The following is a 17,656-nucleotide window of genomic DNA, read 5'->3' as shown; positions in this document are numbered from 1 at the left end:
CTTTGCTAAATATTCCTTAAAAATTGCTTACTGAAGCCACTTTCCGCGAGAAATTGAATCAACTTGCAGCAGATGCTGAAAATTCCACTTACCTATTGGCGGTAAGTGGTGGCGCCGATTCGATGGTGCTTCTAAACCTGTTTCTGAAAGCAGGTCTGAAGTTTCATGCAGCGCATGTCAACTATAAATTGCGTGGTGAAGATTCTGATGCTGATCAAAGGTTGGTTGAAGAGTTTTGCACCTTAAATGAAATTCCGCTGCACGTGTATGAAGTCTCAGTAAAGGACGAAAAACCCGAAGGTTCCATTCAGGTTTGGGCCAGAGATCTACGGTATCGCTTTTTTAAGGAAATTAAGGATTCCAACGGGTTCAATTACCTTGTAACCGCGCATCACCTGAATGACCAGCTTGAAACTTTTGTCATTAATCTTAGCCGCGCGGCCGGTCTGCAGGGACTTTCGGCCATTCCGGCGAACAAAAACGGAGTTATCAGACCTTTACTTTTATTTAAAAAAGAGGAAATCTACGAATTTGCAAAGGTGGAAAATGTCACATTTCGCGAGGACTTGTCTAACAAAAAAAACGACTATCAGCGAAATTTTATCCGAAACGAAATCGTGCCTGCACTTAATAAGATGAACCCGAATTTTCTTCAGAATTTCTCTAAAAGCCTTGGGTTTCTGAACCAAACCAACGATTTTGTTGCACAACAAATCCTTGCAATTGAAAGCAAACTGATCACACACCGTGACGGATCCGTCTTGGTCGACAAGCAAAAATTAGGACAACAAAGCGATTTTGTACATTTTGAAATCCTTCGGAAATACGGATTTGAAGCCGTCAAAGAAATCAAAAAAATTCTTGCCGCACCAAAAGGTAAGATCTTCCGTTCGCCAACGTTTATACTTGAAGTTGACCGGGATTTTTTAATCATCAAAGATCAAAATCCTTTAGAATCAGATTTGAAAAACGAGGAGATTACCGTCGCTGAATCTTTACCCGAAAACCGCTGTATAAATTTGAAGCAAATAATCAACAAGCAAAAGACTTCTAAAAAAACACAGTGGGAAATCGATGTTTCAAAGATCAGTTTTCCGCTCAAACTCCGGAAAAAAGCATCTGGAGACCTAATTTGTCCGGTCGGGATGAGCGGCCGCAAGACCGTTGCCAAGTTTTTTAAGGACGAAAAATTGCCTACCTTTGCGCAGCAAAATATTTGGCTCCTCACAGACGGTAACAACAATGTTTTAGGCATTGTTCCGCTTCGGCAAGACCGGCGTTTCGCCGCAGGTGAAGACTGCCAAAATAAAATTCTGATTACACTATAGCAGGCATTTCAGCCGCACAAAAGCGATATTTATAATGAAATTAAAGCATTTCTTAGTTCTCTCTTTACTATTTCTCTCACAGGTTTTCGCGGCTCAAATAAAAAATCCGGTAAAATTCAGCTACAGCGTCAATCCACTTCCAAATAACGAATACGAGGCTGTACTGACAGCAACAATCGACAAAAACTGGAAGATATATTCCAAAGACCTTCCGCCAGATTCCGGCATCCCAACGGAAATGATCGTACGCTCAAAACAGGGAATCGAACTGATCGGTGGCGTGGTGGAAGTAGGTAAAAAGCATGACGAGTTTTCAGAAGCATTCGGGGTGCAAATCGTTTATTATTCCGACCGGGCACTATTCAAACAAAAATTCCGGCTTAAAAATAATGCGGCGCCAGCGACGGTAACCGCTGAAATCACCTACATGACGTGTGATGACCGAATCTGTCTCGCGCCAAATACGCTGGAATTTGATCAAACCATCAAACCTACCGCGGCTGCAGGAAGTTCCGAAGAAGTAGAAGTACCGGCTGAAGTGACGCAAACCGCTGACTCCGCTATTACCGCCGCACCTGAGGAAGCTCCAGTTGCTGCTTCTAAGATTGTGACGGAAAACAAAAAAGACCTGAAGGTGGCGACCATCGACTTTCAGAATCCGCTGACAAACTGCGGGACGGAAGCACCACAAAATTCGGAGAATTTCTCGACCTACCTTCTGCTCGGTTTCATCGGTGGGCTGATCGCCTTGCTTACACCATGCGTTTTCCCGATGATTCCACTTACTGTTTCGTTTTTCACCAAGGGAACTTTAAACAAATCAAAAGGAAAGCGCGACGCGATTATCTACGGATTTTTCATCCTGTTGATTTTTGTGCTGTTAAGCGTTCCGTTCCACATCATCGACGGAATCGCGGGTAATATTTTCAACCAGATTTCAACAAGTGTTTGGCTGAATGTGGCCTTTTTCATCATCTTCCTGTTTTTTGCCGGAAGTTTCTTTGGCTATTATGACATCACATTGCCGAGTGCGATCGCAAACCGTTCATCAAAGGCAGAAGATGCGGGCGGAATCATCGGGATTTTCTTCATGGCGCTGACATTGGTAATCGTGTCATTTTCATGTACCGGACCCATCCTCGGAAGTTTGCTGGGCAGCGCAGTAACCGGTTCGGCAGACGTTCCGATGCTTTTGACGCTTGCACTTGCAGGTTTTGGTCTTAGCTGGGCGATTGTTTTTGGTCTGTTAGCACTGTTTCCACAGGCACTTCAGAATCTGCCAAAATCGGGAGGTTGGATGAACACCGTAAAAGTGGTTTTAGGATTTATTGAACTTGGCCTTGCCTTGAAGTTCTTATCAAAAGCAGATTTGGTTTCGAAGACATTCTTCCTCAAAAGAGAACTTTTTATCGTGCTGTGGATCCTCATCGCGATCGGTTTGGTGCTGTATCTGTTTGGAAAAATTCGTTTTCCTCACGACGACAAAAAACCACAGATTTCGCTTACCCGCAAGATCATCGGCTTCCTCGGCATCGGTTTCATCATTTATCTGTTGCAGGGATTAATTCCGGGTGACCGACCAAAACTCCAGCATTTGAGCGGAATCTTGCCCCCGATCAATGTGAGTTATCTTCACAACGAAGAAGACGGAATTCTGGGCATGCATCCTTCGCACGATTATTTTGATGCCATTGAACTTGCCAAAAAAGAAAATAAACCACTGTTAATCGACTTCACCGGTTACGGTTGCGAAAACTGCCGTAAGATGGAAGAGTTCGTGTGGAGTGAGCCTGATATCCTGCCGATTCTTCAGAACGATCTGGTGCTGGCATCACTGTATGTTGATGATAAGGAAGCGCTGCCCGAAAATGAGCAGATTTCAATTGACATGGGCAACGGTCAGCGTAAAAGGATAAAAACCATCGGTGATAAATGGAGCCTTTTCCAGCAGATAAACTTTAATAATAATTCGCAACCGCATTATGTCTTGCTGATGCCGGACGGAAAGGTGATCAACACGCCGGTGAGTGGATATATGTCTAAGGAAGATTTCAAGGCATTTCTCACGTGTGGAATTGAATACTTTAAAAATTCAAAGTCAGCCGAATAAATTACAAGCTCATATTACAAAAACAAAAAGCGGAAAATTTCTTTTCCGCTTTTTTAGTTTAGTGAGAAATACACTTTAGTTGGCCGCCGGCATTCTTTTCATCTGCATCTTGCCTTGTCGCGCCTGCATTTTTGCCTTTTTGTTAGCTTCCCATTTTTGGTACTGTGCCGGCGTAAGGATTTGTCGCATTTCCTCGTTCATCGCCTCACGCTTTGCTTTCATATGCTCCATCTTCGCTTTTCTTTCCGCCTGCATTTGAGGAGCAACTTGCTTTCTTTCGGCCATTCTTTTGTCCTGTAACTCTTTTATTTTGGTTACCTGAGCATCAGAAAGCTGTAGCTCGGTCTGCATCTGCTTCATTTTTTCCTGTCTCATCTTCTCCATTTGAGCCGGATCTTTCTTTTGCATCACTGGAGACTGCTGTGCCATCGCGAAAGTTCCGATTGCTACGAATGCTGCACTTAAAAATAACTTTTTCATTTTTAAAAATTTTATTATTGGTAATTTGAGGTTTTGATACTGAATGCTTGTTTAGGTTAAATCCGAACTCAATTTATTTTTAAGTTTTTAAACTTTATGTTACAGACATGAATAAAAAAAGAAAGCAACCGCTCAAAAAACGGTTGCTCTCAAAAAACACATCAATATAACTTAACCTAAACACTTATCTTGAAGTAAGCCTCATCCCAGGCGTTCCGGCTGACATACCCGGATTTCCCGTTGCGGGAGACTGCTGACGCGGGCTCGGTGCACTGTTTTCCATTTTTCTCAACGGAGCTTTGGTGTTGCCCGAGTTGTTATCATTTCTGAAACCACTGTCATTGCGCAGAGATTCGTTTGGCGTGCGCATTCCGTTTTGTCTTGTATTATCATTTTGACGAGGAGCAGTGCGTGGCGCCGGCGCCGTTCCGTTTCTCAAACCTTTTGTATCCGCCGTGTTCGGTGTAGAATGATCACGGAAACCATTTGCCCGCGGCGCGACATTTTGCGCATTTGCATTTCCAGGGGTATCACGGAAGCCAATTTTCTGGCGCGGATTGGTTTTATGATACTGAACACGGTCTACGCGGTAGCGGTTTACATTTATATTCCGGTAGCGTGGCACAATATACACGTGCGGCGCATAGTGCTGACGGCGGTAATTCTGATAATAAATCACAGGATTGTATCCGTGATAATAATTATTCTGGAAGATTACAAAAATCCGCGGCCCGAGAATTCGCTCAAGTGCGTAGAAACGGTCATAATACCAACGGTCCGGATTATAGCGGTAGAAGGAATTCCACGCGTTATAGGACTGGAACTGGTCGTTGAGCATCATGATCTCGCGGATTTGCCATGGAGACAGTCTGTACATAGAGAAGAACCGGTTCCAGTTCACATCATAGATACTGCGGCGATAATCATCATAGTAAGACCTGTAGAAATCCTGCGTATAATAATCTGAGGGATATTCATAATAATAATCGTCCGGAAAGTAAAACTCGTCGTCATATTCTTCGTAATAACCCACCGAACTTCCGGAGGTAGGATAATAATCCTGATAAATCTGTGCGGACATCCAGCTGCTGAAAACCACTGCAAGTCCAAAAAGTAATTTTTTCATTTCAAATATTGCTTTAAATTGCTGTTCGCTGAAGGCTATAAGAATAACATGCCAAAACAAACATTAAAAACAGCCTAACACGCTATAAGTAAATACTTTACGGGCAGCATGCTTATGTTGGATTGCGAACTAAAAAAGAAGTTAAACCCGGGGGTCTAACTTCCTGTTAATTTCAGCTAATAAGCTGATTTTCAAATTGTAAAAAATAAGCTGTTGTTGAGCCGTTTTTTATCTAAATTCTTAAAATAAATTTAAAATCTGTTCGAATCTTTCACCCAACCTGCAATCTTCGTATTAAAATCCGTCTCAGTCAGCAAAGATTCAAGGTTGAGATGCATCCTGTAACGCCAGTAATGTGGGAAAACCGCTGGATTGTTGATCCTTTCTTCGTCCATGTTTTCACGTGTAAGCGCAGAATCGGTCGCCAAAAACTCCTGGATTGGAAATATGGCAAGCATCGCTTCATTATAAAGATGCTGCTTCATAATGATCTCCGCGAGCTCCGGTTCCAGGTTTTCAGGTGCGGTTCCGGCTTGGCCAAGCTGATAGCGGAAGTATTGCTGCGTCAGTTCCCGATCCTCATGCCACCACTGCCGCAAAGTAGAACTGTCATGAGAACTCGCCGTCACCACGTTCATGTACGAAGCATTTTTGGGGTCATACCAGGCCACATCGTCGGAAGGCATACGCTGTACTTTCAGAGCGGTGATCGCCAAACGGTCCATCACGAGCGGAACCGATTCCGGTACAAGGCCGAGGTCTTCACCGCAGATCAGCATATCTGTCGCATTAAGGATCATCGGGAGCTTTTCCATTGCCATTCGGTACCACAGACCATCTTGCCGGCGGAAGAAATAATCGTTGTAGAGATCCTGTAGTTTTCCTTTATCCGCATCCGGCAAATATTGAAATGATTTCGTTTGGGCAAAATTAAACCGCGGATGATAGACTGTTTCGCCATCATCTTTGGTTTCCTTCAGAAAAAGAACATTCGCACATAGCGAAATAAGCTTTTCCTCTGCCCACGGATGTGGATTTTGCTTAAAATAGTTGGTGAGCTTTCTTTGGGAATTAAATTCATCTTTAAAACTGTACGTCCCGTTAAAATGATTATTCATAAACTGATTATGAATTGCATCACGCTCATTGCCAAATTCATCCCAAAGGACTTGATCATTAATGAACGGCTTGCAAAATCGGTCCTCATCAAATGCGATATCCCTTGTACCGAATTCAGCCCGTGTCACCGGTAAAGCCGGGTAGAAATAGCCTAAAATCCCCTGCGTGGCGTCCATCGGCATCCGCCAAATCCGGAAAAATCCAAGGATATGGTCGATTCGCATCGCATCAAAATATTGCTCTAACGCTTTGAAGCGGTTTTTCCACCATCGGTAACCGTCTGCTTTCATCGCCTCCCAGTTGTACGTTGGGAATTCCCAGTTTTGTCCGAGTTCCGTAAACTGATCTGGCGGTGCACCGGCCTGGAAATCCATACCGAAAAGATTCGGTTCCGTCCAGGCTTCCACAGAATGGCGATAAATACCGATTGGTAAATCTCCCTTCACCGAAATCCCTAGTTGATGCGTATAGTCTATCGCATCTTTCAATTGCAGATGAAGCTGAAACTGAACCCAGGCGTGCAGCATTGTGGCCTCAAAATCTTTGCTTTTCGGGCTGAAAAACTGTGCAACTTTGCCCGGAATGTACTTCCGGTGCGTTTTCCAAAGATTAAAATCGGGTGTACTGTATTTATCTCTTTGAACACAGAAAGCCGCGTACGGCAAGAGCCACGCTTCATTCTCCTTCAGGAACTTTTTAAACGCGCGGTCTTTTAAAATTTCGGTTTTATTGGCTTCAAAAGTAGCGTTAATGTATTTCCATTTGCCACGGATCATCCTTTCATAATCTATGAGACCAAGTTCGTTCAGCTCATTTTTTTCATTTTTAAATGCTTCAAGCACATCCTCGGGCAACGTATAAGAAAGATTTTCAAGTGCAAGGTATTGCGGATGCAGCGCGTATACCGAAATTGCGGCGTACGGATAAGAATCCGTCCAGGTATAATTTGCCGTGGTATCGTTTATCGGTAAGATTTGCAGCACCGAAAGGCTGGTTTCTTTAGCCCAGTTTGCAAGGTCTTTGAGGTCAGCAAATTCGCCTACACCAAATCCGTTTGCTGTTCTTAATGCGAAAACAGGCACCGCGACGCCGGCCGCATGCCACATCTCAAAACCTTTGAACCTGAAAAAGTGATCCGCATTGATCTGAAGTATATTTTTCTCTGTATTTCCCCCTGCGAAGCGGTTTTCACCATATTCAATATCGAAGACTTCGCCGGACTGCAGATCCTTTAAGCCATATTTATATTGAAATCCTTTGCTTTCTGTAGTTTCGATTGCCGCTTCCCAAACACCAAAATCGGTCTGTGTCATCGGCACGGTCTTAAAATATTCCCAGTTGCCTAGAGCTTTGCCATCACCCAAAAGCACAACCTGCCAATTCGGATTATAAATTGGCGCCTCAAGACGAAACAGGTGCGTATGTCTCTTCAGAACCGGCAGTTTCGAAGCCTTAAAACCACTTAATTTATTCTTCAGGATTTTGTTGTTAAGGTAATTTTCCGGAAAGTTTTTCAGATTCCAGACATCATAGATTACAAACTCATCATACTGATAAGGAAAATCGAGCTGATGCAACTTGAATTCTTCATCCAGGACATTGCCAGTGTTGTCCGTAACCTGATACCGGTACGAAATATTTCGTGTGAAATAGTCGAGTTCTGCTTCCCAGTTACCGTGACCGGCATATGAAAGCGGAAAAATCTTGCTTACGTGCTGATTTTCAATGATAAGGAGCTGCAGATTCTCACCAACCTTCGTCTGGAAATTAATACTGAAAAATAGTTTCATTTTAAACGTAATTTGTTCTGCAATTTAGGAATTTACGCCCTTTTTTCTGGAGTTTTCAGTATTAAATTTAAAGTCCTTAGCTATTGAAAATCACTTGTTTAAAGAGAATAATTATTCCTACAAAGAAAAACTTCCGGAAAAACAGGTTTTCCGGAAGTCTATGATAGATTAAGAACAGTTTAAAAAAGTGAATATGTGGTTCCTTCGCGGCCGTCTTTCAGCTCAATACCTTCAGCCAGCAGCCGGTCGCGTATTTGGTCTGAAAGTTCAAAGTTTTTGGCTTTGCGTGCCTGGTTCCGAAGCTCAATCAATACCTGAAGGGCCTGATCAAGCTTTTCGGGGTTACTTTCCTCAGTGGTTTTCAGACCGAGTACATCAATCACAAATCCGTTCAGCAAGGTTTGTAGTTCCTTGAAATCTTCAAGTGCTAAGCTCTCCTTATCATCTTTAAGTTTAAATATAAAGTTGACAGCCTCAAAAAGATGCGAGATCAATATCGGCGAATTAAAATCGTCCGTAAGCGCTTCATAACATTTGTCTTTCCACGTTTTAAGATCAAAAGTTGACTGAGATTTACAACTGCTTTCATCGAACTCAGACACGATTTTCACCGCTTCCATCAGCCTTTGGTAGCCTTTCTCGCTCGCCAGCATCGCCTCGTTCGAAATATCGAGCACACTGCGGTAATGCGCCTGCAGGAAATTGAACCTTACAACCGACGGATCAAAAGCTTTGTCAAAAAAATCGTTGCTGCCCGATACCAGTTCCATTGGCAGGATGTAGTTTCCGGTTGATTTGCTCATGCGCTGGCCGTTCATGGTAAGCATGTTGGCATGAAGCCAATAATTCACAGGTGACACGCCGTTGCAGGCTTTCCCCTGCGCTATTTCACATTCGTGGTGCGGAAATTTAAGGTCCATCCCGCCACCGTGTATATCGAAGTTCTCACCTAAATATTTGGTTGACATCGCCGTACATTCAAGGTGCCAGCCGGGAAAACCTTCGCCCCACGGCGAATTCCAGCGCATGATGTGTGCTGGTGACGCGGCTTTCCAAAGCGCGAAGTCCTGCGGGTTTTTCTTTTCGTTTTGCCCATCAAGATCGCGGGTATTCGCGAAGAGTTCTTCAATATTTCTGCGCGAAAGTTCACCGTAGTTCAGTCCACGTTCGTTATAAGCTGCCACATCAAAGTACACCGAACCATTGCTCTCGTACGCGAATCCGCTGTCGATGAGCTTTTGGGTGAGTTCAATCTGTTCGAGGATATGTCCCGTCGCAGTTGGCTCAATGGTTGGCGGCAGCAAATTGAAAACATCCAGAACTTTGTGGAAATCTACCGTGTATTTCTGCACGATCTCCATCGGTTCCAGTTTCTCGAGCCGCGATTGCTTCACGAAACGATCATTATCCACATCGCCATCATCGGTCAAATGTCCGGCATCGGTGATATTCCGCACATAACGTACGTTGTAGCCGAGATGGGTAAGTGAGCGGAAAATAAAATCGAAGGACATGAAGGTGCGCACGTTGCCGAGATGCACATTGCTGTAAACCGTAGGACCGCAGACATACATGCCGATGGTTTTCGGATTGATGGGTTTGAAGACTTCTTTTTCGCCGCTAAGGGAATTGTATATTTTTAAGGTCATCGGTTTCTGTTCTAGGTTTAAGTTCGTTCAAGAATGTTTAAAAATTAAAAAATGCGCTTGCCATTAAAGCAATCTTCACATTTTTAAATTCACACATTCTCAAATCATCAAATCACCATATTCAAATTAATTCTAATCTAGTTTTGCGTGGCTACCCACATAATGCAGGAATTCCTGGCGCGTGATTGGATTCGTCCGGAAGATGCCGCTGAGTTCTGCGGTGATAGTTGAGCTGGCTGTATCTTTTATGCCGCGGCAGTTTACGCACAGATGTTTCGCATCAATAATACAAGCAACATCTTTGGTATTCAGGGCAGATTTTAATGCATCAACGATCTGCATCGTCAGCCTTTCCTGAACCTGCGGGCGCCGTGCATAATAATCAACCAATCTGTTGATTTTTGAAAGACCAATCACCTCGCCATTTGAGATATAGGCCACATGTGCGCGACCGATGATCGGCAGAAAATGATGCTCGCAAAAAGAATACACCGTGATATCTTTTTCCACCAGCATCTGGCGGTATTTGTATTTATTCGAAAATGTAGAGATTCCGGGTCTGTTCTCCGGTAGAAGACCACCGAAAATTTCGTTTACGTACATCTTTGCGACGCGTTTTGGAGAATCTTTCAATGAATCGTCTGTCATATCCAGACCTAAAGTTTCCATAATCTGGTGGAAATGGTGCTGGATAATCTCCATTTTTTCCGCGGGCGTTTTGCTGAAAGCGTCATCGCGCAATGGCGTATGCTCTTTTCCCGTGAATACATCATCGTCGTTATCGATATCCTGGTTCATATTTGAATTATAAAGGACAAATTTAACGATTTAATCTTTTTAAACCTTACGCGTACGGCGGTTGTGTGAAATGCTCTGCCTTGCGAAAAAATAAATGTCGGGAGTCGAACAGAAATTAAAAACGCTTCACAGGTAACATTAAGAATAAAAAAACTCAGAACTGAAGTCCTGAGTTTTAGTTTGATTAAAATCCGCCTGCACCCGAGAAGGTGAATGTGGCCGATATTCCGGCCCGAATTGTTGATAGCGGGAAGGAGGTCGAAATTTTATACTTCGTGAGCAGCTGGTCGTAGAAAAACCTTAGATTAAAATTCTGCGACATATTATAGTCCGCCGAAATTTTCACGCTCATCATACGCTGTCCGCCCGTCACCTGAGAATCATTCTGCAGGATGTTCGTGATGCGTGTTTGGCTGTCTCTAAGTGAGAAATCTCCGCGGATATTGAGGTCACTCTTGATGTTTCGGGCCTTACCTTTAAAGTTGATTTTCATCTTCAAATCTTTCAGTATATAACCAAAACCTACGATATACTCATTACCCGCGTCTTCGGTGAGAGTATGATTGATGAGTCCGAGCATATACATACGGTCACGGTTATACTGCGCACGGAACTGCATGTTGTTCCGCATGGTAACGTCAGCACCGATAAGTGGTGCGAAAGTTTCCACATAACCGACCTGCGAGAACGTGTACGGATTAAATTCATTCCCGAAAGTATCAAATCTCGGCGCATCCGCATTGTTTTGAAGGTTATAATAGTCAACGCTCGACTGGATCCCGGAAGCGGTGTAAGTAGAACTGTAGCCGTGAAGAATATCGAATTTAGAGAACTGGCTGTTCACCAACGGGATATTTTTAAGCCCTGAATACGTCACACGCCAGTTCGGCAGCGGGAAGCCGGATTTTTTAGGATCCGTGAGCTCACCGTTTACAGATTTACCTTCGATTGCCGCCTGGAAGGCCGGAATCAAAATATACGCATTGCCAAGACCTTTTCCGGCTGCAAACTCAGCTTCGTTGTAGGACGCACCCGTTTGCTGATAAATCTGGCGGGCGTTATTCACCATCGTTTCGTAGATGTTTGTGCCGTCCTGGAACGCCGTTCCGAATGTCCATGCAGTGCGCGAATACGTGATCATATCCGTACCGAAAGAGAACTGGAAACCGTTCGCCGGATTAGAATCTGCATCCACATTATAACCGCCCTGCGTGAAGATGCTGTTGTAATTTTTAAGGAAATTTACATCAATCCTGAACTCATTCACAGGCACGATCTGCACATTCGCGAGGAAGTTTTGGTTCTTCAGCTGCGTGTACGGATCATTCATATACGGAGAATCTGAGATCCAGCCGTTTTCAATTACCGTTCTGCGGATATCCGCCTGCGAACCTAAAAGGAATCCGTACGTCGGGCCTCCCAAAGTCTGGCCGTAACCATACCAGTTTGGCGCAGAAAGCAGTCCCGGAAGCACAGTCCCGTTGTTTTCGTTGTACGAAATGTCAAGCTGTTTTATCGAAGTCAATGCATACGCGATGCTCTGCATGGGGTTCAGTTTGTTTTTAAACTTGTAGGATTTGAAGTTCCGTTTCGAATTTTTCTTCTGCCACGCAAGGTTGTAAACATTGTTCAGGGAATCTATTTCCTGCTTGCGTTTCTGCATCGTGGCGTTGATATTCTGGAAATATTTAAACTTACTGAAGAATTTAGGCACATCAACAGTTGAAGTTGCAACCACATTATTTGTATTCTGCCCAATGCTTCCCAAGCTTTCACTGATACCGGTTTCCGGATTCGTAAAGCCTGTCATCACTGTACTCCGCGCATTCCAGTTATAGGTGAATCCATAGCCGAGTTCTGCGTTGATAAAGTCGAGATACGGCAAATATTCGAACGGGAAGCGGTAGTTCAGCTGCACGCGGTGGTTGTAAAGTACCGGACGGCCTGCACGCAACGGATCAGAGAATATCGATTTCGAGTTCATATCCGCCACGTTGAGGTGATCGTTCAGCGTACGCATGGCCGAATTGATCTCAAGTTTCAGAGATTTAGTAAAATTAAATCCTAAACCATACTGCCAGCCGAAATAGAAATTCCGGTTTTTGATCACATCGAAATTCTGTCCGCCGGTTCCGTTTAATATGGCTTCAATATTCCTGAATTCAAGCTCGTTATAATTCCTGTCAATTTCTGTTCTGAAGGACAAGCGCGTCGGAACCGGATTAAAGTTGACTTCTTTAATAAACCTTAAATATTTGTAAGATTTCGCGGTATCGCTTACGATTTTGTTAAACGGACGGAGCACCCATGGTTTGAAATTGTAGTTGTAATCTACATAGCCGCGAAGATATTGTCTATAGTTTTTCTTGGTATAAACGTCACGGTAATAATCGTCATTATAAACCGTAGTAAGTGAAAGATTCTCCACGTCATAGAATTTCGGTTTTTTGGCGGCATTCATACGTTCTTTGCGCATGTTCACCACACCTATGCTTCGCTGCTGCGTGTAAGTTCGCGCGACAGTTTTCAGTTCGTCTTTGTTTGGCGCCTCCTCGAAGGTCACATCATTATCAAGTGGGTTGTACTTTGGATCTTCGATGGTCTGCGTATAGGAGTAATTCACCGGAATTTTTATCCCTAATTTTTCCGGCAGGAATTTATCTACGTTCACCGTAGTGTTTACGTTGTAAGCTGATAAGGTAGATTGTGCCCTTTCCGCCGGCTTTTCAGTGATTCCTCCAAAGCCGATTGTAGAGTAAGACGCGTTAGCGTTTACCAGTGCAAAATCCCCAAGATTGAAATTAAGGCTTGCGTTTCCGGCGTAGCCACCTTTGTTTTCGATTTCCGAAAGCCGGATCTCATTCACCCACAAAACTACTTCTTTTGTTTCGGCTGTGGCGTTGTTTCGCATCCCGAGCATAATAGTCGTTACATTTCCGAGACTTGGGCGACCTTTGATGAAGATCTTCTTATCCGGATCCAAACTTCCGAATTTGAAATCTTCTGTTCTTTCATCGATCTGAATCTGGTCATTTCCGTCGCGGCGAAGTTTTGCATCCACGAAACTTTGAATCATAAGATCCACATTGTTTTCAGAAGGCCAGATTTCAAGCGGTGAAGTAGCGTTTTTCGCGGTGTATTTCAGCGAAGTTTCATATTCATAATAGTTGTCCGTCGCATCGCTACCAAAACGGATGAAGAATTTGGCATCAGGATCAACCCGGCTGCTGCTCACATCACGAAGGTCTTCCGCATGCACGAAAAGCTCAAGTTTTTTGTAACGGCGCATATCCAGTGCAACATTTTTGAACACACCACGTGACGTTTTCGGTTCCATCGGCGCCGCCTTTAAATATAATGATGCTTCGTTCTGTCTCTGTGCGCCGGCATTTCCACTGAGGATCTGTCTGTCGATTCCCGGAGGCAAGACGTATGGCGGCTGGTTCAGGCCGTTTTCTTCAAGATTCACACTTCCTACATCCAGATTTTTATTGTCGATCTGGTTTACACCTTCGCTGTCATTTCCTAAGGCCGCGATGTCTTTGGTGTATTTTCTCCAATCGCTGCGAACAAGGTCTAAAGTTCCGAAACGAACCGTAGAAGTTTGGTCAAAACCTGTAAGAAGCATTCTCGCAAAACGTACATTATTTAATATTGACAGATCACGCACGCCACCGGCATTCGGGTCGTCATCGAACTGCGTCACAGGGATCCGGAAGAGGTACCATTTGTTGCTGCCCGTCTGCCCGTTCTGGAATTTTACCTCCACTTCTTTTTCATCTACGATGAATTTCTGACCTTTTGCAAGACTGGCCTTATCAAGATTAATGGTGTATTGCGTATAATTTTCGTTCTGGTCAAGGTTGTAATCGCGGTTGATATCTTCAGCATCCGGTGTTTGCGTGGCTACTTCGAGGCTGTTGCTCTGGGAGTTTCCTTCCGGGTTGCGGAAATATTTGTAACGTTCCGTCAGCGATGATGCCTGAACACCCTGGAATTTATCTGAAAGATAAAAAACGAAGTCATCTGAGGCCGGATCGGGCGTGTTCTTTACAGGATTGATGAAATTGGTGCCAAATTTTTCCTGCTCGCCAAGTGCATCAAGACCATCAAAACCTAAATCCTGCGCTGTTCTTTCTTCATTTTCAGTAGAGAATGCATAGAGAACAGGGAATTGGTTCGGCTGTGTTCCCCAGTTCGTGGTTGTTGTATTTGCCGGTACATTCGGCGTTGGCAAGCCATTTTCGTATTGCAGTTTGCCGTCCTTGAGGATATCTTCAGAAACATTCCCGAGCTGAAGCAAAAGTTTAGGATTGGCACCAAGCGGGTTGCCGTCAGCATACGGATCCATCATCCAGAATTCCACGTATTCAATGTTTGAATTAATGAAATTCGAAACCGAAATTGGGCGCATAAGTCCGGCCCAGCGCTGCTGTGTGCTTTCTTCAACCGGATTTACGTTATAAGGACCTCTTTCCGCCGGGAAATAAGTTATGTCGAAAGTATTCGTGAACAGTTGTTCGCCCGCCACGAAATCCCTCGAATTATAAAGTTCCTGCGTCTGCACGCGGCGTGAAGCGTGGTTCGAAACCGCCTGGGCATTGATGCCGCTTGGCGCGGTGCCGCCAATTCCGTAGAAACGCGGGTCAATATTGTACCACGTAATCAATCCGCGACCGTTCCCGTACGCTAAGTTATCGTTCAAAGTCCCATTCTGGAAGTAAGGCTCCGGATTTTTTTCAGGTTTTGAAGCCAAACTCCACATCGCAGGTTCTTTCAAAGATATTTTTGAAGTGGTCTGTTCGAAATCGTCAATATAAGACTGGTCACCAATACCTTTGTTCTGACCCGGGATCAGATACGCTGCTTCTGCGGCAAAACTAATATTGGAAGGCGCTTCCGTATTTACAAGCGGAATTTTGTCTGTAAGTCTCGTGAGGAATGGCAACTGATTGTTATAAAGGATATTGAAACCAGCCATGGTGTTATTCACCGCTTCCTGACCGAAATTCACTTTTTGTGTTAACGGTGTTTCGGCATAATTCACCACTGTAGTTCCAACCGTAAGATGCTCATTAAATTTACGTTCGAGGTTCAAGCCTAAAAAACGTTTACGCTGTGTATTGAATGAAAGCTGGTTTTCGAGGGAAATATTAATCGCCTGACCCGACTGTTTCACCGTTTCATTGATGATATTCACCGAACCGAGCATATAATCTACCGTATAATCTACACCTTCCTGAAGCTGAACGCCATTGGCTGTAACTTTCACCGAACCCTGCGGAACGTTAATCGCGCCCAGAGAAATGCCGGTTCCCTGAGAACCTTTGAAACGTCCTTCAAGTGTATATGCCAGTGCCAGACGGTTTTCTGAGGCTACATTCTTAAACTGGTCATAAAGTTCATTGAACACAAATTTCGGATCGCTGCTGCCTAAAACACCTTGCAGATAAGATCCGAACGGTTTGGCTTTGGTGAAGATCACTTTTCCGTTTTCGGGATCGATAGTGATACCCGGAACAAAATCAAAAATACCGTCACCCGATACAGAACCGTTCTGCTGCAGGTCATTGTTCATGTTGAGACGGTCCCAATTGAAAAGTTTAAGCAAATTAGTGTCCTGAACAGAGGTGTTCGGCAGATAATTCACTTTTCCGTTTTGGGCATCGCGCAGGTAAACATTTAATAAAAATCCATCCTGATTGATATCGTTCGAGTTCAGCGAGTAGATATTTTTCATCATCAAGTTCCACATCGGTGTTGTAGTTGTGGTTTTGATGTTTGATTTTAATAGCTTAGTGACAAGAACCGGACTTTCCTCCGAAAATTCCCCGACTTTGTAAACTTTGTTATCACCATTTAAGGTGTAAGAATATGCGACCGCCAGCAGCTGATTGTCATTCAGCCTTTGATTCAAAGACATATAACCGAGCTGCGGATGATATTTAAATTCGTTTTGGTTAAGTTTTCGGGCTTTACGGTTGAAAATAAACTGTTCGCCGTCTGTATAAGTTTCCGGTGAGCCGTTGGCATTAGGAAAAGACTGTCCGTTGATGGTGTTGTAAGCCGTATTCACATCCCGGATTCCACCACCAAGATTCACGATTCCCTGATAAAGTCCGTTCTGTGAGTTATCAGGAAAACCAGATACGCCTTCACCCAAATCCCGGATGCCCAAAATCCCTTTTTGATCCTGAAGATTACCCGAACCCTGATCAAGAACCCACGCTTCGATACGCGTAATGCTGATGCGGGAATTGATTTGCGGATAGTTTAGCAGCGCATTATCGTAGCTGTTCAGAAAGTAGTGGCTCAGGAAATAGTGCTGATTGTCTTCGTAGTCTATCGCATTGAGTTTGAACGTATTCATCACGCCTCCACCCTGCGCCACGATGGTTCGGGCCTCACCCTGCTGCTGCGAGAAAACTACGGTTCCGTAGGTTTTGCCGAGCTGAAATTCGGTCTTTAAACCAAAAAGCGACTCCGAACCTCTGATGAGGCTCGTGGAAAGCGGCATGTTTACGTTTCCGAACTCGATACGTTTGATGATTTTATCTTCACCGCCCGTGGTTTTGTCATTTAAACCCTTAGACTGCAAGTCACGCCAGGTTCCTTTGGCTTGCCAAACGAGATTCATCCGGTTTTCAAATGCGAAACCGCTTTGTGTATCGTAGTTTGCTTTAAGCTGAAGATTTTCACCCACCTTACCCAAAAGTCCGAGCTGAATTCTTTGCTGGATATCTATCGCGAAATTGGTTCGGTTTTGAGGCAGGATTAACGGATTGTCAATTTTTTGGTAAAGTCCGCCAATATCAAATGAAGCAAAACCCTGGGGGATCAATTCGATTTTATTGCCGCCAAATATGGATTCGAAAAGTTTGTTTTTAATGTTTACACTTGGCAGAAGACCTTTACTCAGCGCATCGGTCTTATCTTTTCGGTAGCCTAAATTATTTACGGAAGATTTTTCGCGGTAATATTCGGCAAGCTGATTATTCAGCATATACTGGTAATACTCTTCCGAAGTCATTGAAACCGGATTGCCTACAACCATATTCCCGATTTTCGGGTAAAGCACGTACATATTGCTTGATACATCGTAAAATGCATCGTACCTGATAGGATTGGGCAATGAAAAATCCTGACGCAAAGACGAGCTGTCTGATGGCGTTACCTGGGCCGAAAGCGGAACAGAGCAGAATAACAGGATTACAAAAACGAAAAATTTATGCTGAAAAAAAGTATTCTTCTCCAAA

The 17,656-nt window shown here is 44.0% G+C and carries 8 protein-coding genes; 2 read left to right on the top strand and 6 right to left on the bottom strand.

Going from position 1 to position 17,656, the window contains the following annotated elements; translation table 11 throughout:
* Window positions 1–23 precede the first annotated feature (23 nt).
* Window positions 24–1,328: a tRNA lysidine(34) synthetase TilS gene (tilS, locus tag H9628_RS04330; RefSeq protein WP_251832884.1), complete on the top strand. Its 1,305-nt coding sequence runs from the start codon at window positions 24–26 to the stop codon at window positions 1,326–1,328.
* A 34-nt stretch (window positions 1,329–1,362) separates the two neighbouring features.
* Window positions 1,363–3,438 carry a protein-disulfide reductase DsbD family protein gene (locus H9628_RS04325; RefSeq protein ID WP_251832883.1) on the top strand — a complete coding sequence of 692 codons (2,076 nt, stop codon included), beginning with the start codon at window positions 1,363–1,365 and terminating at the stop codon, window positions 3,436–3,438.
* Window positions 3,439–3,513: 75 nt separating this feature from the next.
* On the opposite strand, the gene H9628_RS04320 is transcribed toward H9628_RS04325, so the two are convergent.
* The 6 genes from H9628_RS04320 to sov all read right to left on the bottom strand — a co-directional run bounded on the left by H9628_RS04320 (window position 3,514) and on the right by sov (window position 17,655).
* Window positions 3,514–3,918 (bottom strand): hypothetical protein, encoded by a 405-nt coding sequence (locus H9628_RS04320; RefSeq protein WP_251832882.1) that lies wholly within the window; start codon window positions 3,916–3,918, stop codon window positions 3,514–3,516.
* A 184-nt stretch (window positions 3,919–4,102) separates the two neighbouring features.
* On the bottom strand, window positions 4,103–5,044 hold the full coding sequence (locus tag H9628_RS04315) for a hypothetical protein (protein WP_251832881.1): 942 nt from the start codon (window positions 5,042–5,044) through the stop codon (window positions 4,103–4,105).
* 251 nt (window positions 5,045–5,295) lie between these two features.
* The gene (locus H9628_RS04310) at window positions 5,296–7,953 is read right to left on the bottom strand and encodes a 4-alpha-glucanotransferase (protein ID WP_251832880.1); all 2,658 of its coding nucleotides are present in this window, start codon (window positions 7,951–7,953) and stop codon (window positions 5,296–5,298) included.
* A 179-nt stretch (window positions 7,954–8,132) separates the two neighbouring features.
* Window positions 8,133–9,602 carry a cysteine--tRNA ligase gene (gene cysS, locus H9628_RS04305; RefSeq protein WP_251832879.1) on the bottom strand — a complete coding sequence of 490 codons (1,470 nt, stop codon included), beginning with the start codon at window positions 9,600–9,602 and terminating at the stop codon, window positions 8,133–8,135.
* A gap of 132 nt (window positions 9,603–9,734) precedes the next feature.
* Window positions 9,735–10,400, bottom strand: a complete 666-nt coding sequence (gene folE, locus H9628_RS04300; protein WP_251832878.1) for a GTP cyclohydrolase I FolE — start codon at window positions 10,398–10,400, stop codon at window positions 9,735–9,737.
* 184 nt (window positions 10,401–10,584) lie between these two features.
* The gene (gene sov, locus H9628_RS04295) at window positions 10,585–17,655 is read right to left on the bottom strand and encodes a T9SS outer membrane translocon Sov/SprA (protein ID WP_394368173.1); all 7,071 of its coding nucleotides are present in this window, start codon (window positions 17,653–17,655) and stop codon (window positions 10,585–10,587) included.
* Between the last annotated feature and the right edge of the window lies 1 nt (window position 17,656).

The sequence above is a fragment of the Kaistella pullorum genome (genome assembly GCF_014837035.1).
In the GTDB taxonomy this organism is placed as follows: domain Bacteria; phylum Bacteroidota; class Bacteroidia; order Flavobacteriales; family Weeksellaceae; genus Kaistella; species Kaistella rhinocerotis.
The sequence above is the reverse complement of the archived record's forward strand: the minus strand, read 5'-3'. Positions and strand labels throughout refer to the sequence as shown.

Coding starts and splice junctions, on each gene's coding strand:
- H9628_RS04325 (WP_251832883.1), top strand. CDS start 1,363: ATGAAATTAAAGCATTTCTTAGTTCTCTCTTTACTATTTCTCTCACAG.
- H9628_RS04320 (WP_251832882.1), bottom strand. CDS start 3,918: ATGAAAAAGTTATTTTTAAGTGCAGCATTCGTAGCAATCGGAACTTTC.
- H9628_RS04315 (WP_251832881.1), bottom strand. CDS start 5,044: ATGAAAAAATTACTTTTTGGACTTGCAGTGGTTTTCAGCAGCTGGATG.
- H9628_RS04310 (WP_251832880.1), bottom strand. CDS start 7,953: ATGAAACTATTTTTCAGTATTAATTTCCAGACGAAGGTTGGTGAGAAT.
- cysS (WP_251832879.1), bottom strand. CDS start 9,602: ATGACCTTAAAAATATACAATTCCCTTAGCGGCGAAAAAGAAGTCTTC.
- folE (WP_251832878.1), bottom strand. CDS start 10,400: ATGAACCAGGATATCGATAACGACGATGATGTATTCACGGGAAAAGAG.